The organism is Bartonella sp. AP40SXNS (assembly GCF_042195825.1).
Taxonomy (GTDB): Bacteria; Pseudomonadota; Alphaproteobacteria; order Rhizobiales; family Rhizobiaceae; genus Bartonella.
The window spans coordinates 176,148-195,606 of the sequence record NZ_JBHIPB010000003.1 but is presented as its reverse complement, the minus strand read 5'-3'; the positions used below and the strand labels follow the sequence as shown (position 1 = coordinate 195,606).

The following is a 19,459-nucleotide window of genomic DNA, read 5'->3' as shown; positions in this document are numbered from 1 at the left end:
CAATCCCCCATTCTAATTTTGACGCATTGCACAATCCAACCTTTATGCCTCCATTGGCACCTCTTCTCCCCAAGCGCTCCACAACCCTCACAGCCCTTGACCAACCACACCCCCTATTACAGTTCCACATTTTTACGATTTTACAAATTCATAGAAAATAATAACTTCCGATAAACAGCCTCATTAAAGCCTATCATCAGCCTATTCATTGCCATCAACCCTTTTCCCCCAACGCCCTCCATTCCCCCAATCCCCCATTCTAATTTTGACGCATTGCACAATCCAACCTTTATGCCTCCATTGGCACCTCTTCTCCCCAAGCGCCCCACAACCCTCACAGCCCTTGATCAACCACACACACGCTATTACAGTTCCACGTTTTTACGATTTTACAAATTCACAGAAAACAAGCAAACTGCCGATAAACAGCCCCGTTAAAGCCTATCATCAGCCTATTCATTGCCATCAACCCTTTTCCCCCAACACCCTCCATTCCCCCAACACCCTCCATTCCCCCCATTCTAATTTTGACGCATTGCACAATCCAACCCTTATGCCTCCATTGGCACCTCTTCTCCCCAAGCGCCCCATAACCCTCACAGCCCTTGATCAACCACACACACGCTATTACAGTTCCACGTTTTTACGATTTTACAAATTCACAGAAAACAACAAGCTTCCGATAAACAGCCCCATTAAAGCCTATTACAAGCTTATTATAAGCCTATCACTTACCATCAACCCTTTCCCCCCCAGAGATCAGCGTAAAATGAGAAAAACAATTGATGCCCTCCTCTCACGTCATGAAGCAATGGCATGATCTAAAACTTATGCCTCCCCCATGACACGAGCACTACGTGCGCTTTTTCAGCGCTGCGTTTAATTGTTTGGTAACCTTGTAATACGAGATCAAACGCTTGATAAAAGAAATATACAGTGCCACAATGGGTATTGTTAAGAAAAAATCAAAAACACCCCCCAGCAGAATGATCAAAATCACCGTCCAAGCTGCCGCCATTTCGTAATGCATTTTATCCCCTTCCTTTTATAAATTGATTGATTGGGTTGCTTCAGTCACTTCTTCCAACTGCTGAATCTTCTTTTTCAATCGATGAGTTAAAATTTCACGAAGGATCACAACAACAGGGATCGTTGCAAAAATACATACCGATAAAAAAAACCAGAAGAGCAAGAGAATGACAAAATATTCAAATCTGCTCTCATCTATCTCATCTATCCCTTTAAAGAAAATCACATAGACATAAGCTTTGAAAAACATAATGATGAAAGAGAGGCATGCGTGGAGGATATAATCTTTGCGTGAAAAAGCGAGCCATTTTTTTAACGAATAGAAACTTATCTGTGTTTCTAGTGCTAAGTTTTTCGGCACTCTCTCTTTTTCTTTTCCGCTTTTTTCAAAGAAACAAAAACGCTGTGGATGTTCTTTCATCAAACGTCTTTGTTTTTTCACTCTGTAATAGAGCCTCAAACGCTTTATTAAAGAATAATAAGGCGCCACAATAATCATATTCACAAAAATGGCAAAAACTGTAACTGCATTTAGAAAAAAACATCCAATCGGCAGAAAAAAAATAAAAACTGCGGCCTCACTCCTCATGTGTATAACCTCATTGATTAATCTCTTGCTGCTTTATTTTTTCTTTTAGTTTTTTCTTTATTTTTTCCAATTTGCGCTCTTTAAAACGACAAATGCCCCACAAAATAGGAAGGGGTGTGAGAAGACAAAACCATATCACCACTGGTAAGAGAAATATAAGAGAACCAATTCCTTCCCACCTTGTCCATTGCAACGACTGTACCAGAGATTTTGCACCCGCAGGAACTTCTAAAGCCATCATGATAAGGCATGTACAAAACATGATGAAAAAGCGGCACCCTATTATTTTACACCGTCCCACCCCTTTACGCCTTTCCACTGAAGACACCATAAATTTTCTAAATGAAAAGAAAGACTCTTCAAATGTTGCTTTTTTCTCCTGCATTGTTCCCCTCTGCTTTTACGCTTCGCGCTTTTTACGCTCTATTTTTAGGTTTAAGCTCTTTTTAATTTATCTAAACTCTTTATTTTTCTCAATAAATTTTTTCATCAATCCTAATTTCTACATCCATATATTCTAACTCCCCATCCTTTATGTAAAGAATATGAGGACGATAGTTTTTTCCATCAACCTCACAAATCGCGTCCTTTTCATAAACAAAATATCCCTGTTGCCTTAATTCTTGTCTTTTTTCCTCGATCAAATTTTCATAAGAATCTCTTCTTCTATTGCACAAATTGGGATCTGTAGCTCTAAAACATTCATAGCTTTCCACCTCCATGGAAAAATCCTTTGCCGCCTGTTGAAGCAAATCGTAACTGGGTTGCTTTGTCTTTTCTACCGCCTGAGCAATCACCATTGCGCGTTCCAGATGCTCCTCTTCGATGCTTGTTTCAAAGCCCAGCTTCTCACCTTCCATAAAGCTTTTGTGATAAGAGTGTAAGGTTTCAACATCGCCCATCAAAGCCAGAGCCGCAAGATAACGCAGGGAATAAGAAGCCAACCGAGGGACCACCGTTTTGTTTTCCCAAGGCAGGATTCTATATTGAGAGTGAAGCATCTTGCCAAGATCAACCTCAGTCATTGCCTCATCTAAAGCTTTCTCGAGTGCACGACGTAAACATCCAACGCTTACCTTTTCTTCAAAAATTTCCAACCCCTTCACATCAAAACTCAATTCAAGAGCAATCAAGCCTCCAGAATTATAAGGGTCTATCGTTTGGCAAGCCGCCGCATGGATACCAGAAACCACCGCAATTGCACAATCAAATCGCGGATACCCCTTCTCAGCATTATAAAGAAACTGCACTTCACGATCTGGTAAATAATAGGTGGCCAAATGATCTCCTTTTCCTTCAATTTCCACCTTCCACCCCAAACTCTTTAAAAGCGCCGTTGCACTTTCCATCGTTAAGATTTCCTCATCAGAAAGAGAAAACTCTTTTTCCTCAGATAACGGCTTAATCATCGGCATTTCCCCACTAGACGGCTCAAAAACGACAGGTTGTTCAAGCACGCGGCTTAATTCTTTTGTCACTTGGCAATACAGTCTCACCCGCTTGAAAGTAGAGTAATACAATGCCCAAATAAACATCATGACCACGGCAGAAAGCAGCGTGAAAAGCGTCAAGCCCACCCCCCACGAGAGTACAACAATAATATCCATCATTTTAATATCTATCATTTTCTCCGCCCCTTCATGCGCTGTTTTGTTGAGAAGCGGTTTTTCTCCGCTGCCAGAGTGCTTGCTCCAACATATCGATCTTTTCTTTCAACATAACCGTGAAAATGATACGAACCACAAAAGCAACAGGGATGAACAAAAAAATAAACCATGATATAAGCCACATGATTAACAAGAGAGCTGCCACGACATACCCTTCCCACTCCGCCAACTTCCACCCAAGCAACATGGGTACGAAGAGAAGAGCCGTTCTTAAAGCTGCCACAATGAAAGCAATACAAAAGATGACTTTATAATTTTTGCTTGTCAGAAACGCTTCTTCCAGCGAAAAAGACCGTGGTTCTTTATCCAATGGTGCATTTTTTCCATTGCCCCTCATTTTTTACCCCTCATTTGTCCCAATTTTCAAGCCATTTTCATGAACCGAAGCTTTCGTCCTCACAATGAATGAGAGCTCATCAATATCAAACGTTTGTATCCCTCATCTTTTATAAAGACAATATCAGGGATGCCTTTTTTCCATCACCTTCAAACATCGCACGAATAGAAACTCTCCTACAATACATGAGAATATATAAAGACCAGTATTCATTTTCTGTCCGCCCTTCACACGCTGTTTTGTTGGTAAGCCGTTTTTCTTCGCTGCCAGATTTCTTGATCCAACTTATCGATCTTTTTTTTCAACAAACGCGTAAAGATGATACCGACCACAAAGGCAACAGGAATGAGTACAAAAAGAAGCGCTGATATAAAAACCAATATTAATGTTAAAATGAACAGGATATAATTCCACCACCCTGTCAAATCCCACTTAAAAAACATAAAGAATGCCATTATAAAAGCTGACACAATGAAAGCAATGCAAAAGATGACTTTATAATTTTTGCTTGTCAAAAACGCTTCTTCCAGCGAAAAAGACCGTAACTCTTCATCCAATGATGCATTTTTTCCATTGCCCCTCATTTTTTATCCCTCATTTGTTTCAAATTTTTAAGCCATTTTCATGAACCGAAGCTTTCGTCCTCACAATGAATGAGGGTTCATCAATATCAAGCGCTTGTATCCCTCATTTTTTATAAAGACAATATCAGCGGTGCATTTTTTTCCATCACCTTCAAACATCATGTTTTCATCACTCACAGTGTACCCCCTATTATCTTAAGGCTTCTCTTTTCTCCTCGATCAAATTTTCATAAAAATATCTTCTTCTATTGCACAAATTTGGGTCTCTGACTCTAAAATTCTAAGTGCTCTTTTTATTTTCAGGAAGATAAGCTGCTTTCCAAAGAAGAAGCAAACGAGTGCAAGAAAATCGTAACGAAGTTGCTTTGTCTTTATGACGATTTAAATCATCTAGCAAAACCGGCCCAAATAGATTTTTTCGATATTTTTTTCAAAGCCCAAACTTTCATCTTCCATAAAGCTTTTATGAGAAAGCTGCCAAATGTTAATATCAGCCCTCAATACCAAAGCCCCAAGGGTGTGCAAGTAAAGAAGAAGCCACTTGAGAGATAGCACAATTTCCTTTTCCCAAGGAAGGGTGTTCTATTGAAAGCCAAGCACGCAGACAAGATCAACCTCAGTCCCAGATCAACCTCATTCATTGCCCTCATCAAAAACTTCCTCAAGTACACAGCATAAATGCCTTACGCTTACCTCTTCCTCAAAAAATTTCAATCCCTTTGCCTTAAAATCCACCCCTTTGCCTCAATGCCTCGTTGTCAATCTGGCCCCCCAAAAATGATAAAGCCCTAAAATGATAAGGATTAATCATTTGGCAAGCCGCCGCATGAATACCAGCGCCTCTCACAATTCCATAACCAAATTGCACAAAACCTTTTTCATCCAGAGAGAGAAACTGTCCTTCACGGTCTCGTAAATAAATAACGGTCTCGTAAATAAATAGATGTCCCTCTTTTCTTTCAATTTTCCCCCTCCACCCCAAGCTCTTTAAAAGCACTGTTACACTTTCTATGGAGCAAAACGTGTGCTTTTGGCTCACCTTCTCTATGCGTCTTGCCTCTCCACCTGCAAAAAATGGGCTTTTTTTCCCCAAACACCAGAATATCTTTTGCTTTAAGTATAGATTTTTCGCTCTCAATATCGCTTGGTAAGACACATTTTTATGCTTGATAAAAAGAAAATAAGTTACAAGATTTTCTCTCTTTAAGAGAACAGAAACAGCAAGTGAAACCCAAGAGCAGCCTCTCTTCACTTTCCCCTCAGCACTCAAGCAAGAATCCTACTCAAGCAAAAGCCTCAACTCAAGCAAGAGCCTCAATTTTTCTCAAAACACGACACAAATATAAAAAGGCATAAAACGAGAAGTGTCCCCCATGCTCCTTAATGAACAAGTCAAAAGCAAGGCTCAACAAAAGCCTCTCTTCACTTTTTCCCCTCGCTCATTTTCCCCTCGCTCATTTTCCCCTCGCTCATTTTCCCCTCGCTCATTTTCCCCTCGCTCACTTTTCCCTCACTCACTTTTCCTTCACTCACATCGTATAATATGACGGGAGCTCCTTTCTGCTCAACCTCTTCTTCTAATTGCCGTATCATTTTGTTCAACTGACGGGTCACGATAAAACGCATAATAAAAACAATCGGTAAGAATAAAAAAATACAGGCAAGCATCCATGCCAGTGGCTCGAATACGACAAGAGAAACAAAGTCCTGCCCTCTCCATATCTTAACGACAACAGTTATAACTATTGGAGCAGTCGCCATGACCGTAGAAAGATAGAATATTTTTTTATAGTCTTGCCAAACAAGAGAAAGCTGCTTTTTATCAAACATTCTGCTGCTTTTTATTTTGGGGAGATCTGTTTTAAGGCAATATCGCGTTCATTCAGCACGCATTTCAGTTCCTTTTTCACGCGACAATAAAGCCGCGCACGCTTGATAAACAGGTAATAAATGACAACGATTGGCGCCCACATTAAAACACTTAAGAGCGTAAAGAACAGGAAAGAAATGGCTATTAATGTTATAAGACTACTCGTCATTTTGTCCCCCTTCCACGTTCTGCATACGAATTGCCTGATCGCGTTGTTGTATTGCTTCTTTCAATTGTTGAAGTTTTTTGTTCAATTTTCTCGTTAATTTTATGCACATGATCCCAATGATCGGAAAAAAGAGAAGAAGCCCAAACCATAGAATGCTCAACAGCTGCATGATAAAGGCAACACTATCATTCTTCCACCATACAAAATTTGCGATAGAGAAAGAAGATTGCAAAACAGTAAAGAGAATAAGGATAAAAAGAATTATTTTACATTCTTTTGAAGAAAGAGGCAGAAATTCTTTGAAGTTAAGAAAGCGCATTGTCGCATCAAGGGTCTTATGGGCGAGATTGTGTCTTTTCATTTCTCCCAGATCATTACGCAATTGTTGTATGGCTTGCTTTTTTTGCGTTGTACTCTTTTTCAAGTCTTGAGCGAGTTTAAAAGATAATCTGATATGTTTGATCAACCGGTAAGGAAGCCGGATCATAACCATAAACATTACAATGGCAATGATAACGAACCCTAAAAAAGCCAAAAATTTTATAACAATAGTCACTTGTTTCCCCTATCGCATTGATGTGAAATCATCATTTTTATTCTCTTCTCAAACAAACATTTCTAATTCCTTCACTGTTTTTTTCACGCCATACTGAAGAAAACTATGGAGAATTAAAATGACAGGTAAAGAAACAACAATACACGCACAAAACCAAAACAGCAGCTGCATGCCAAAAACGCCAACCTTAAACAATAGAGGCATATAATTGTGTAAAAAAATCGCAGATTTTGGAAAAAAAGCAAAAAAAGCGAGCAAAACTGCGAAAACCACAATCACAATGCAGGCTATCGAAACGATGATAAAATAATCTTTTCTTGAAAGTTCCAAAGATTCTTTAAAAGAAAGGGAGCTGAGCTCTGTTGCACAAACTGTATTTTGTCCTATGCTGACTTTCTGATTATACCCCAAATTCTGCAATGCACCCTTTTTTAATTTCCGCCGCATCCCACACAACAATATTGTCCGTTTTATCAAAGAATAATAAAGTACCAAGATTGTCATCAGAGTAGAAAAAAGTATCATGATCTCCCCGAAAAACATGACAGTACTCCACCATACTGTGGTCAAAATTACAAAAGTACTTATAAAAGAAGCAGCCACTTGTTTCCCTATTGTGTTCTGTTGAGAAATTGGTTGTCTAGTTGTTGCTGCTCTGGCAATGTATCCCACAGCTTCATCATTTCCTTCACCTCCCGTTTAGAGATAGCGTTAAAGACAAAAAAGAGTGGAAAGAACACCACAAGAACACCAAAAATCATTTGCGGCAAAAGACATAAAAAAGCCCAAACACTATTCCATCCCGCGTCACGCAAAAACACGATTGCAGGATTATTTTCAAAAGGCTGTTTCAAGATCTCTTTAATCATTTTTCGAAGATCTCCTTGTTCCATTTGTCCCAGTGCTTGAAACTGTTCTTTGGATATAACGTGAAAAAACTCCAAAGGATTCATATAGACAGTCGCGGCAAAAAGCACCAACAAGAGGATAGCCAAACACAAAATGATGACGTAATCTTTTCTTGAGAGAGCCGTCCATTTTTTGAAAACCGCACACTGATTCAACACGGGCTGTGACGCAAAAGCCGTATTTCCCTTATGGGCAAATTGGTGTTGTGATTTATCTTCGATCATACGGATATTTTCTCACTTCTAACATGCCCACTCACTCTTTGAGAACATGCAACCAGCAAAACCGGTTTATCTAGCACTCTTCTCACCATGAAACACGCGCTATAAGACCCTTTAAGTCTATTTTTAAAATTTCTCATACGTGACAACATACAATCCCTAAGCCTCACAAGCACAAATGCCATTGTATCCTCTTATCTATTACCCACACTTCAAAAGACAATGTTTCACAAAACTCAACAAGCAAAAAATATTCAATCTAAGAAATATCTGATGTGTAAAGTTTACAAACAATACACTGATTTATAACAATTTATTGTTTTTCATATTAAATGAGAACCCTAAATACCGTAGGATTGTCTTATTCCAAACCTATTCCATATTAAATCAACCCAAACCATGTCTCTTGCGCGTTACAAGCAGAAAGAGCCGTATAGAGTAAAACATTAAGAAAGGATGATAAATGCCTCTAAGGAAGCGTCTCAAATGCCAAGAGCTGTCCGCAACAATGAGAGCTGGCAAAATGTGTGATGCTATAGACTTTCTTCTTTACAAGTGTAAAAACGGAAGTGTTCGATAGATTTTATATTATTCAAACTTTATATGGATTTCATTGGGGACTTTATCGTTGTGCCCTTCATGAGCACCCTTGCGAAATGGGCAAAAGAGAGCCCTAAGACATACCTCTTTAAAAAGCAACATAAAAACAAAGTCAAACACGCAACCGATTATCCAGTATGAAAAGCGTGCAACAAACAACCTTAATCCTCATTTGAAAGCTTCTTAATCAAAAAGGCTTCATTTTAAAAATCCTTCATTAAAGATGAAACATTTCACAGCCCCCACATTGATACAGCCCCTACATTCATCAAGGCATCTCCTATAAAAGCATCTTTTTATAAAGGCACTTTCTTCTTATAAAAACAGCTTCTTTCGATAATGCATTCCGTCCTTTAAACGACATCCCCTCGTCTTATGATGAGATCCATTAAAACGGAAAATTTATACTCTATAAAGGATACTTATAAAGGAAATACTAAACCAAATAGCGGGATCATTCACAGTTTATTTTAAGCCAATAAATGATATTTTATTTGAAAACATAGGGCATCTTATGCTATTATAATAGAATGTGGAGGTTTGCTTTTTGCCGCTCTCTGCCACTCAACAGAAGACAATATATCTCTTATAAAGGATAAAAGTATGCTTAACAGCGTGATGTATATCAAATATCTTGGGAAAGCGCCCAACAACAAAAAATAAGAGAACCCAAATAACAAGCTCCCAACTTAAGAAAACAATGACCTTTCAAAAGTGGAATTGAAAAATTTCCACAAAGCGCTCGTGAAAAAAGAGACAAATAATCCCATTAGAAAAAACTTCCTATTAGAAAGACGATGACATGCCCTTGAAATCCATTCTTATTTTTTCATTCACATTTGACAAAAATTTTCCTTCAATTTCTCAAGAGAATTCAATTTCTCAAGAACAGTTAAGAAATATTTAGAAAGCAAATAATCCGCTAGCAATAAAAAATAAGCATAATAGGGGCGGAAGATAAGACTGATAGGGATAAGATAAAAATAGTAAGAAACACCTTAAAGATGATTTTTTCGCCCCACACCGTTGCTTTTCTTTGCATTTAAAACGCCTTTAGTATCGTTTGTTTTTTGATCTGCAACGGCTGATATTTCCCACAGTATTTGCTCCCTCCCCCTTAAGTATTTGCTCCCCCAATATTTGCGCCAAGTGCTTTTTACATCACTGTCCCCCATCAACAGACAGTTTCTTTTTCATTCAAATGGTTAAGTTCATGAAAATACGTAAAAAACGCGGTAGATCAAAAATAACAGGAAAGCAAGAGCCCAAAGGCCGTATTTCACGTGCCCAAAGCTCCAGCGAATCTGCGCTTCAATCTGCGATTGAAATGCGTGCAAAACACTTTGGTTTAAGCTTCGAAGAAGCGAAAAATCCGCTTGTCGGAACCTATATTGGGCGTCTTTGTTTGCTTGGCTATAAAGAGGCTTCATCAGGCATCAGTAAAGAGCAATATGACACGGCGCAACAATACTTGCAAATTAGAAACGACTATTTATGTGCAAAAGGTTTACCAAACGGTTATTATGATGGTTTTACGCACAGCGCATCAGATGAGAAAGCAAAAAAGCAATGGGTCCAAAGAGCAACGGAACACTATGAAGCTATGCAAGAAGCGATTAAAGAAGCACAATATCTACATCGTCAACACAACTTTCATGCGGCATTACACTATCTTGTTGTAGAAGATCAACCGCTGCCTAATCTTGTTGGCTCGTTGCGTATTATTCTTGATGCCCTTTATAAACATTTTGACAGTTCTACCCAAAAGAGCCTTGGCTAAAACACCCATCATTTCCTCCCCCTCACAGGATAAAGATTCTCCCCCTCCTTTTATAACATGCCTCTTTATAACCAGCGCCTTTATAAAGCCCCCCTTTGGCAGGGTGCTCTTGAGAACCTCTGAGCTTGCCCTTTCATAGAATTTCATGAGATTGACAAGCTTAAAGCGCACAACAAACAAGCTTAAAAATATCCACCACGTTCTTTAAAAAATACTTCAACTGTCAAAGAGACTTAACCTTATACCTACCAGTGCCTCACTTAATCCATGCCTCAAAGGACAATATTTCACGGCATATTCACGGCATGGACAGGATAAATATTGCCCCCTCTTTAAAAAACAGCAACATTCTTCCCTCTACCCCCATTGTAACAAACCACCCTCATCATACACTTCACCCAATATCGCGACATCCTTAGCTCTTCAGACAATTCATTATCGTCATTTTACGTCTTTTCTTGTACAATTCTATATGGCTCTTCTGATCTTATGACGGACAAGAGCTATGGCTTTTATTTCAGCATAATCTGGATTTCTCATTCAAGATAAATAATGATAAAATATTCACTATAAATCAATAACTTATCATTAAAATAACCCGTTATTTTTTGACACAATTAAAAGCATCATCCCTTAAACGAAAGAAAAAGCCCCTACCAACAATCTCCTCCCTCATCAACAACTGCACCGATAACCCTCCCATCACACCACCACTAATACGACAGCCTGCACAGCCCTAATTACCCCCACAAATCGCCAACACCTAAAGCTTTGCCCCCGCAACACCTTCCAACCACCGCCTTCCCAATTTCATCAATAAAATACCACGGATTTCAAAACCACAATTCTCCCTTCACCTTTCTCCCTCCTTTCTCAAAGGAGAAAAAGCATTTACTCAATAAATCTTTATACAGAAACCTTTAGAGACCCCAACAGCCACTCGAAGAGCCATCACGCCTCTAAGCACCCACGAGCCCCCCACCTCGTCATCCCCTCGGAACACCCCCTGCGCAATACCTAAAGCTTTGCCCCCGCAACACCTTCCAACCACCGCCTTCCCAATTTCATCAATAAAATACCACGGATTTCAAAACCACAATTCTCCCTTCACCTTTCTCCCTCCTTTCTCAAAGGAGAAAATGTTTTTTGCCACATCAAAAACTTTTCCATTAAAACAAGATATTTTGCTGCATAGCTAATGAATGAGATTTTTTCTGTAGATTTTTTCCCGCGATAAAGGAGGAAAAATAATCGTTTTGCGGTTGACAGAATATGAAAAATCGTATTTAATGGTAGATGCGGTAAGGGGTTTTCTGCGTCCAGATTTCATCATAAAATTTTCGCATTATCATAGACTGTTATAAAACAGTGTGTTTCGCGACAATGTTTAAAACTTTACGGTTTGAAGGTATCTTTCGTCCTTTTCTGACTGTTTTCTTTTGCATTACACAATTTGCATCACCAACAGCCCCATAATTTTGAGATTTTCAAAACAAGCCGTATTCACTACGGGCTCCCAATAGAACGCCCTAATAATCCCCTTATAAAATACCAATATAATACATCACAGCAATGATGAGCACTACACGCATAAAAATATGAAAACGGCATTATTATGCTCTCATCGCCTCACCTTTCAAGATGCAAAGGCTTGTTTTTCAAAACATTGTTTAGCCAGAATTGAAGAAGATAATATCACTTATCGATCATCAACATAGAGGCTAAGATTATGAAGCCACAAGATTCTCCCCCACCACATTCCTCACAAACCCCAGAAGGTGCAAGTGCACCTGAAGGGGCGCATGCAAATGCATCATTAGACACTCTTACTGCACATTTAGAACGGCTTAACATTGAAAAAATAAAAAACACCCCTTTTAATCGTGCAGAATTAAAAGATATTATTGCCGGTTTAGAAAAGCATAATGCCGATGGCAGTTGGATCAAAAATTATTATGATATTTTAGATCTGTACATGATGCCAGCCTTGGTCGATCAAGCAAATCGTAAATATCCAGAGATGAATCTCAAACTTACAAGCCCCCCTGACGGCTTTGCCCTTGCACTCAAAGAAACGCTCGAAAAGGGCATAAAATCTTCTAGGCTGATCGTTAACGCACAAGATAGGGGAATTCATTTTGCGGTTGTCGATCATCAAACCATTGATAATAAAACATCTTTGATCTTTTTTGAACCGACCTTACTGCGTGACACGCTTCCCGCATTACTTGCATTAAGAACGCGACAATCCATTGAACATCACCAATTTCCGAATATTCATTTTGCCATGGTAGAAATGGATATTCAACGAAGCTCCTCTGAATGTGGGATGTTCAGCTTAAGCCTTGCCAAAAAGCTTTATCTCGAAGCTCAAAAATTAGAAAGACTACACAAAGATAATATTAAGGGTGTGTTATGTGAACCAGACACGCCTTTACCTGCTGAAAAATTAGATCCATATCTTCCAGCTCGTTTATACAAACACGTGCAAGGAAGAAGACGTCTTGGGGAATATCTAAAAGCCAATCCAGAAGCAGCACAGGAGAAAGTAAACAAAAAAGGCGAAACCCTAACCGAAAGATTTGAGAGAAGCTTGGTAGCAACAGAGACAAAAACTGTTTCTGTTTCACAACACAGAAAAAGAGCTACAGAATACAAATCTCTAATGATGTAATAAGCGTTTTGGCCATAGCCATATTCCACATCCACAAAGAATGAGGCTCTGCGTCTTTACGGTAAGGCATAAATTGTTGTTAGCAAATCTTCTTTTCCCTTTGAAGGAGGTAAAGATGCAAACAATAAGCAACGTGACCTCTTAAAAGATACCTTACCTTTGACTCTGAAAAGCGGGGGATTTTGTCTTTGGTAACAAAATTTTTTAAAATAAAGATGATTTCATCTCTTTGTTTTTTTTAGATAAAAATCTTTCCTGCAAAACATTGTTTAGCCAGAATTGAAGAAGATAATATCACCTATCGATTATCAATATGGAGGCTAATAGTATGAAGCCACAAGATTCTTCCCTCCCTCATTCCTCACAAACACCAGAAGGAGCAAGTGCAAATGCATCGTTAGACACTCTTACTGCACATTTAGAACAACCCAGTAGCGAAAAAGGCAAAAATATCCCATTCAATCGTGAAGAATTAAAAGATATTGTTGCCCGTTTAGAGGATGATATCTCAACTGGTCGTTGGTTCACAGCTGATTATGCAAGTACAGACCTTAAACTAATGCCAGCCTTGGTCGATCAGGCAAATCGTAAATATCCCGACATGCGTCTTCAATTGGCAGCGTCATCTCACGACTTTGCCCTTGCACTCAAAGAAGCCATCGAAAACGGCGTTCAATCTTCTAGATTTATTATTCACACAAAGGACAGGGGAATCCATTTTTCAGTGATTGATCATCAAACCATCGATGACAAAACCTCCGTGATATTTTTTGAACCTACAACACTCAACAATATGAAACCAGCAGTGCTGGCATTAAGAACACAATTGGCTCTTAAAGCGCATGAGTTGCCCAATTGTTCTTTTGCCATGGTAGAAATGGATATTCAGCGAAGCTCTTCTGAATGTGGAATGTTCAGCTTAGCCCTTGCTAAAAAGCTTCATACCGAATCTCAAAAATTAGAAAGACTGCATAAGGATAATGTTAAGGGTGTATTATGTGAACCAGATACACCTCTATCTCCTGAAAAGTTAGATACATATCTTCCAACCTCTTTTTACAAACACGTGCAAGGAAGAAGACGTCTTGGGGAATATCTAAAAGCCAATCCAGAAGCAGCACAGGAGAAAGTAAACAAAAAAGGCGAAACCCTAACCGAAAGATTTGAGAGAAGCTTGGTAGCAACAGAGACAAAAACTGTTTCTGTTTCACAACACAGAAAAAGAGCTACAGAATACAAATCTCTAATGATGTAATAAGCGTTTTGGCCATAGCCATATTCCACATCCACAAAGAATGAGGCTCTGCGTCTTTACGGTAAGGCATAAATTGTTGTTAGCAAATCTTCTTTTCCCTTTGAAGGAGGTAAAGATGCAAACAATAAGCAACGTGACCTCTTAAAAGATACCTTACCTTTGACTCTGAAAAGCGGGGGATTTTGTCTTTGGTAACAAAATTTTTTAAAATAAAGATGATTTCATCTCTTTGTTTTTTTTAGATAAAAATCTTTCCTGCAAACATTGTTTAGCCAAAATTGAAGAAATAATATCATTTATCGATCATCAATATAGAGGCTAAGATTATGAAGCCACAAGATTCTTCCCTCCCTCATTCCTCACAAACACCAGAAGGAGCAAGTGCAAATGAATCTTTAGAAGACCTTATTGCACGTTTAATGCAAAGTTCCATCCAAAAAGAAGAAGAACATGCTGCACCGAATTCTGACGAATTAAAAGATATTATTACAGGCTTAGAGAGAGATCTTGTAACCGGCCGTTGGATTAACTCTTATTATGAAAACACAGATATTAGATTGATGCCAGCTCTCGTAGAAAAAGCAAACAGCAAATATCCAGACATGAATCTCAAATTGGCTCTTACAGCAGAAGAGTTTTCGCACGCCCTAAAAGAAGTCGTTGAGAGCGGCGCAAATTCTGCGCGATTTATAGTCAATTCGGGAAGCAAAATCCACTTTGCCGTCCTTGATTATCAAAAAGTTGATGAGAAAATCTCTTTGATTATGCTTGAACCTACAACATTTCAGAATATCGCGGCTTGCAAACTAGGGATAAAAATAAATCAAACCCTTCAATGTCTTCAACTGCCTCCTTATTCTTTTACCACAGCAGAAATGGATATTCAGCGAAGCTCTTCTGAATGTGGAATGTTCAGCTTAAGCCTTGCCAAAAAGCTTCATCTTGAATCTGATAAATTAGCAAGATTGCACAAAGATAATGTTAAGGGTGTATTATGTGAACCCAATTCATCTGTATCTGCTGAAAAGTTAGATTCCTATCTTCCAACCACTTTTTATAAACATGCGCAAGGAAAAAGACGTCTAGAACACTATTTAAAAGTCCATCCGGAAGCTGAACATGAAACAGTCAACAAAAAAGGGGAAACTCTGAAAGAGAGGTTTGAAAAAAACTTAAGAACAACAGAAGGAAAAACTGTTTCTGTTTCCTCCCACCAAAAAAGGATTACTGAATACAAATCTTTAACGATGTAATTAAGGCTTTTTCCATATTCCTATTCATCAAAGAACGAAGAGAGGCTGCTTTACGGCTAAGATTTCTCTAAGCAAACCAGCTTTTGCGCTCTTAAAACAAAAATAGCCAACCACTTTCCTCTTAAAGAAAAACACCATTGTCCTATAAAAACCAGCCCCTCTTAAAATTGTATCAAAATTCCACAGCTCTTGTTAGCCCAAAGCTCTGTGTAACAATGAGGCTCTTTGGATAAGCAAAACGCTTGATACATAAAATATTTAATGCTTTCGTCTTCAGTAAAAGCATATGTCTTGTTTTTCTAAGAGTATCCACTTCGTATCTCAAACACCCCCACATCAATGCCATGCTCTCAAACCACCACGAACAGCCGCTCTCTGTCCCCACAATCACACACCATCCGTTCTCTCCATCTCTCACTCCTCACAACCACTGCCAACACAAATAATTGTACACCTCTCCCAATCCCTGCCGCGCCAACAGAGCCCTTCTAAGAGTTCCACTCACCATACCATACATGTCACCCCTCCAACCTCACCCGTATCATGCCACCACTAACACAATCGCCAACAAAACCGCCAGCACAATGGCAATGACCCCGTGTGCATCACACCAACACCGCCCGCACCAATAAGACGCGATCAACAAACCACACCCCATGGGAACGGATCTCAAAACCAACAACAACGCTCTCCATCCCCACAAACAAACCCTTTCCCCTTGCAAAAACTCTTTCTCACAAGAGAAAAAGAATTTATGGGACCAGAATGCACCTCTATACGGAATTTTTTATAGAACCCTCTCCCCCTCACAACCAGCTTAACCGGGGGGAGCCCATCGTCCTTTCTCCACCATGCTACCCCCGCACCAACAAAACCGCCAGCACAATGGCAATGACCCCGTGTGCATCACACCAACACCGCCCGCACCAATAAGACGCGATCAACAAACCACCCCATGGGAACGGGTCTCAAAACCAACAACAACGCTCTCCCAACGGAAAATATGACCACATCCAACCATGCCCCCTAGAATTACACAGGTAACATTTTGATTTAATTAATTTTTTCTTCTCTTCTGTTTTTGAAGCGTGAAAAAATTCATTTTTAATCTGTCAACCAGCCTCACGTTAACGTGAGGCTTTATTTTATGGAGAAGTAAATGAGAAAAATATCATCAGCAGGACTTGCACTCATTAAACAATGGGAAGGATTGCGTTTACAAGCCTATAAAGATTCCATCGGGGTGTGGACAATCGGCTATGGCCATACCACCACGGCTGGCCAACCGTTCGTTCACAAGGGCATGATCATTACTGAAAAACAAGCAGAAGAAATTCTTTCTCAAGATTTAAGACAATTTGAAAATACCGTTGAAAAACATGTGACAGTTTCTTTAACGGATGAACAATTCGCCGCGCTCGTATCGTTTTGCTATAATATAGGAACATCGGCTTTTTGTAATTCGACCCTTCTAAAAAAGCTCAATAATGGCGAATATGAGGCTGTCCCTGCTGAGTTACAAAAGTGGACTAAAGCAGGAGGAAAACGTCTTCACGGTTTAGTGCACCGTCGTGCAGCAGAATCGGGATTATGGGCAAAAGGGGCTTATGTTTCTTCCAACTATCAAACTGTAGAAACGCAAGCACCAACAGGATTTTTCAAAGCAGAAGCGCTTACACCGATTATTGGTTCTTTTTCTGGACTTGGAGGCTTATTGGCAGGCAATGGTCCCATCCAATGGGCATTAGCAACCATTATGGTTTTAGCCGCCTGCGTTGGCATTTTCTTTGTGGCAAAACGGTTTCGGGAGCAGCGCTTATGATGTGGTGGTTGAAAAAAAATCTGATGATAACAGGAGCGGCTCTGACCGCTTTTTTTATCGCTTTAGCAAAAGCTTTCACTCTTGGAAAGAAGGTTGAACAACAAAAGCAAATAGAAAAAACGCTAAAGTCATCAACAACACGGCTAGAGGTGGAAAATGAAATTAATCAAAAAAGTGATGCTGATGTACGCGCTTCTCTTACTCACTGGTTGCGCGATAAAAACAATCAATGAGCATTTTTCTTGCGTTGGTTGGATGCCCATTTATTTAGACAACAAAGATCTCAATATCATCAGTTCAAATCTCGCAAGAGATATTTTAAAGCATAACAAACAAGGGGAACACATGTGTGGGTGGAAACATGGCTAGAAAAAAAACGGAAAAACAAACAGAGCTTACAGAAAAGGAAAAAGAAGTCCTACAAGAAATCATCACAACGTATAAAAGTGTAAAAATGATGTCACGCTATACGAAATGGATTATATTCATCATTTTCTTATTAGCACTTGATTTTTCACGGATCGTAGATGTGCTGGGAAGTATTTTTACACAAAAATCGAATATTCAGCTCTAAAATAAATAAAAAACGTGAGACGTGTTAAATCTTTTAAAAAGATAAAAAGCCATTCGTTATTTTTTGAAAACATGGAGATTTTATTGATGATTTTTCATGTCTCACGAGAAATTTTTACACGCCTCACAAACGTCGTGCTCTTCACAAACACTTTCATGAAATGAATTTAGGAGCATGAAGAGAGATTTTTAACCAACGCGTAAGTCAATAACTTTGGTAACATAAGAAAAGGATCATACCAACGTACATTTTTTAAATAATCTATTGATATCCAAATGATTTTATACTCTTCATAAATAGCATAGCCAAGAATTTTGTATTACAAAATATTTCTTTTAAAGAAGCGCATAAACAAGCAATGTAATGGGAGCCTTACATAAAACCTCTTATCTTTACGTTTAATAAAAAAGCAAGCTGGCTCCTCCCTGCCCCCCAATTCCCTGCCCCCCAATTCCCTGCCTCTCAATTCCCACCCTCTCAATGCCCTTATGTTCTATGCATAAAGGTCAAGTTGAAGAGAATATATGGAAAATCCTTGGCTCGAAAATATGAAAAGAAGGCATGAGACTACAACAGAATTTCGCGTGCCTTTATCATCAGAAGCATTAAAAATTCTAACACAAGCACGCCTACTGTCTTGTCATGATTTTTTTCGGCTAACTGTCATGGTCCCCTTAGTTCAAAACTGGCTCCCCACTCAAGAATTTTCTGTCACAATATAGGCAACAAACAGAACTTGAGTATAACAATATGGGTTTGGCTCCAGTTTAGGTGATGAGCTTACCGAAAAAAAGATGAGAGCAAGGCGAAAAATTAGCTTTTATCTTTAAGCTTCTCAAATGGAGCAGTCTCCCCATTTCAGAGATCAACGAAACAGAGAGATGCTTATTCTCCTATGCAAAAGCTTGAAATACCAGCATCTTATTCATAAAAAACAAACCAGCCCCATCATGCTCTTTTCAACTCTGTCTTTCCAACGCTCAATAGGTACTAACTCTTAACTACTGACTTTTAATGATTGCGTTGGTTCATAAAAACCGTAGTGACCTCTCACCTTATGAAGCACAAACCCAGGATTTTTTAACGGTGCATGCATAAACCTGAAATGAAAAAACAGAACTGTATTATGAATAAATGATTATAAATCAAATAGTTATATTTTTATTAGCACAATATTTTCAAAGGAAACCACGATCCCCGCACAATAGAAACATTTCATAAAAACAAGAGAAAAAGCTATGGATTAAGAGTGAGATTCATTCACAATGACGGTAGATCAACCAGTGGAGAATAGAACAATCCTATAAGATAAAGGAACTGTCATAAAAGGAAAAACTGTATGAAACGTGAAAAAGCATAAAAAAACGGGCCCAGAAGACCCGTTTCTTTATTATTTCTATGGAAAAAAGCTTAGAAATCCATTCCGCCCATTCCACCCATTCCGCCAGCAGGCATCGGAGGCATTGGTGTATCTTTCTTTGGAACTTCAGCAGCCATTGCTTCTGTTGTGATCAGAAGGCTCGCAATTGAAGCCGCATTCTGAAGAGCAGAACGCAAAAACTTTCACGGG

General features: G+C 39.0%; 24 protein-coding genes. 10 read left to right on the top strand and 14 right to left on the bottom strand.

What is annotated here, in order from left to right:
- Positions 1-140 precede the first annotated feature (140 nt).
- Positions 141-320 (bottom strand): hypothetical protein, encoded by a 180-nt coding sequence (locus ACFILZ_RS03540; protein WP_375610216.1) that lies wholly within the window; start codon positions 318-320, stop codon positions 141-143.
- A gap of 23 nt (positions 321-343) precedes the next feature.
- Between ACFILZ_RS03540 and ACFILZ_RS03535 the strand changes: the two genes are divergently transcribed.
- Positions 344-820, top strand: coding sequence for a hypothetical protein (locus ACFILZ_RS03535; protein ID WP_375682338.1), 477 nt, complete (start codon positions 344-346; stop codon positions 818-820).
- Positions 821-853: 33 nt separating this feature from the next.
- Here ACFILZ_RS03535 and ACFILZ_RS03530 read toward each other — a convergent pair whose 3' ends face one another.
- From ACFILZ_RS03530 to ACFILZ_RS03475, 12 genes are all read right to left on the bottom strand, one after another.
- On the bottom strand, positions 854-1,030 hold the full coding sequence (locus tag ACFILZ_RS03530; RefSeq protein WP_375610218.1) for a hypothetical protein: 177 nt from the start codon (positions 1,028-1,030) through the stop codon (positions 854-856).
- 15 nt (positions 1,031-1,045) lie between these two features.
- Positions 1,046-1,618 (bottom strand): hypothetical protein, encoded by a 573-nt coding sequence (locus ACFILZ_RS03525; protein ID WP_375610219.1) that lies wholly within the window; start codon positions 1,616-1,618, stop codon positions 1,046-1,048.
- Between the two features lie 10 nt (positions 1,619-1,628).
- On the bottom strand, positions 1,629-2,003 hold the full coding sequence (locus tag ACFILZ_RS03520) for a hypothetical protein (protein ID WP_375610220.1): 375 nt from the start codon (positions 2,001-2,003) through the stop codon (positions 1,629-1,631).
- A gap of 88 nt (positions 2,004-2,091) precedes the next feature.
- Positions 2,092-3,228, bottom strand: a complete 1,137-nt coding sequence (locus tag ACFILZ_RS03515; protein ID WP_375610336.1) for a DUF6990 domain-containing protein — start codon at positions 3,226-3,228, stop codon at positions 2,092-2,094.
- 28 nt (positions 3,229-3,256) lie between these two features.
- Positions 3,257-3,622, bottom strand: a complete 366-nt coding sequence (locus ACFILZ_RS03510) for a hypothetical protein (protein WP_375610221.1) — start codon at positions 3,620-3,622, stop codon at positions 3,257-3,259.
- A gap of 227 nt (positions 3,623-3,849) precedes the next feature.
- Complete coding sequence (locus ACFILZ_RS03505; RefSeq protein ID WP_375610222.1) at positions 3,850-4,206, bottom strand: hypothetical protein; 357 nt, start codon at positions 4,204-4,206, stop codon at positions 3,850-3,852.
- A 724-nt stretch (positions 4,207-4,930) separates the two neighbouring features.
- Positions 4,931-5,299, bottom strand: a complete 369-nt coding sequence (locus ACFILZ_RS03500; RefSeq protein ID WP_375610223.1) for a hypothetical protein — start codon at positions 5,297-5,299, stop codon at positions 4,931-4,933.
- 329 nt (positions 5,300-5,628) lie between these two features.
- Positions 5,629-6,036 (bottom strand): hypothetical protein, encoded by a 408-nt coding sequence (locus ACFILZ_RS03495; RefSeq protein ID WP_375610224.1) that lies wholly within the window; start codon positions 6,034-6,036, stop codon positions 5,629-5,631.
- A gap of 11 nt (positions 6,037-6,047) precedes the next feature.
- Positions 6,048-6,245, bottom strand: coding sequence for a hypothetical protein (locus tag ACFILZ_RS03490; protein WP_375610225.1), 198 nt, complete (start codon positions 6,243-6,245; stop codon positions 6,048-6,050).
- Positions 6,235-6,801 carry a hypothetical protein gene (locus ACFILZ_RS03485; protein ID WP_375610226.1) on the bottom strand — a complete coding sequence of 189 codons (567 nt, stop codon included), beginning with the start codon at positions 6,799-6,801 and terminating at the stop codon, positions 6,235-6,237. Before ACFILZ_RS03485 ends, ACFILZ_RS03490 begins: the two co-directional genes overlap by 11 nt.
- A 48-nt stretch (positions 6,802-6,849) precedes the next feature.
- Positions 6,850-7,404: a hypothetical protein gene (locus tag ACFILZ_RS03480; protein ID WP_375610227.1), complete on the bottom strand. Its 555-nt coding sequence runs from the start codon at positions 7,402-7,404 to the stop codon at positions 6,850-6,852.
- Between the two features lie 8 nt (positions 7,405-7,412).
- Positions 7,413-7,934 (bottom strand): hypothetical protein, encoded by a 522-nt coding sequence (locus ACFILZ_RS03475; protein WP_375610228.1) that lies wholly within the window; start codon positions 7,932-7,934, stop codon positions 7,413-7,415.
- Between the two features lie 1,810 nt (positions 7,935-9,744).
- Between ACFILZ_RS03475 and ACFILZ_RS03470 the strand changes: the two genes are divergently transcribed.
- From ACFILZ_RS03470 to ACFILZ_RS03430, 9 genes are all read left to right on the top strand, one after another.
- Positions 9,745-10,311 (top strand): hypothetical protein, encoded by a 567-nt coding sequence (locus tag ACFILZ_RS03470; RefSeq protein ID WP_375610229.1) that lies wholly within the window; start codon positions 9,745-9,747, stop codon positions 10,309-10,311.
- A gap of 1,729 nt (positions 10,312-12,040) precedes the next feature.
- Positions 12,041-12,985: a YopJ/AvrA family T3SS effector serine/threonine acetyltransferase gene (locus tag ACFILZ_RS03465; protein WP_375610230.1), complete on the top strand. Its 945-nt coding sequence runs from the start codon at positions 12,041-12,043 to the stop codon at positions 12,983-12,985.
- A 328-nt stretch (positions 12,986-13,313) separates the two neighbouring features.
- On the top strand, positions 13,314-14,240 hold the full coding sequence (locus tag ACFILZ_RS03460; protein ID WP_375610231.1) for a YopJ/AvrA family T3SS effector serine/threonine acetyltransferase: 927 nt from the start codon (positions 13,314-13,316) through the stop codon (positions 14,238-14,240).
- 326 nt (positions 14,241-14,566) lie between these two features.
- The gene (locus ACFILZ_RS03455) at positions 14,567-15,493 is read left to right on the top strand and encodes a YopJ/AvrA family T3SS effector serine/threonine acetyltransferase (protein WP_375610232.1); all 927 of its coding nucleotides are present in this window, start codon (positions 14,567-14,569) and stop codon (positions 15,491-15,493) included.
- A 1,159-nt stretch (positions 15,494-16,652) separates the two neighbouring features.
- Entirely contained in the window at positions 16,653-17,315 is a 663-nt protein-coding gene (locus ACFILZ_RS03450) for a lysozyme (protein ID WP_375606488.1), read from the top strand.
- The gene (locus ACFILZ_RS03445; protein WP_375606489.1) at positions 17,312-17,548 is read left to right on the top strand and encodes a hypothetical protein; all 237 of its coding nucleotides are present in this window, start codon (positions 17,312-17,314) and stop codon (positions 17,546-17,548) included. Before ACFILZ_RS03450 ends, ACFILZ_RS03445 begins: the two co-directional genes overlap by 4 nt.
- Entirely contained in the window at positions 17,472-17,684 is a 213-nt protein-coding gene (locus ACFILZ_RS03440) for a hypothetical protein (RefSeq protein WP_375606490.1), read from the top strand. Before ACFILZ_RS03445 ends, ACFILZ_RS03440 begins: the two co-directional genes overlap by 77 nt.
- On the top strand, positions 17,677-17,889 hold the full coding sequence (locus tag ACFILZ_RS03435; RefSeq protein WP_375610233.1) for a hypothetical protein: 213 nt from the start codon (positions 17,677-17,679) through the stop codon (positions 17,887-17,889). The genes ACFILZ_RS03440 and ACFILZ_RS03435 overlap by 8 nt, the downstream gene beginning before the upstream one ends.
- A gap of 524 nt (positions 17,890-18,413) precedes the next feature.
- The gene (locus ACFILZ_RS03430; protein WP_375610234.1) at positions 18,414-18,611 is read left to right on the top strand and encodes a hypothetical protein; all 198 of its coding nucleotides are present in this window, start codon (positions 18,414-18,416) and stop codon (positions 18,609-18,611) included.
- Between the two features lie 688 nt (positions 18,612-19,299).
- On the opposite strand, the gene ACFILZ_RS03425 is transcribed toward ACFILZ_RS03430, so the two are convergent.
- A complete protein-coding gene (locus ACFILZ_RS03425; RefSeq protein WP_375610235.1) occupies positions 19,300-19,446 on the bottom strand; it encodes a hypothetical protein in 147 nt (48 codons plus the stop codon).
- Positions 19,447-19,459: the final 13 nt, after the last annotated feature.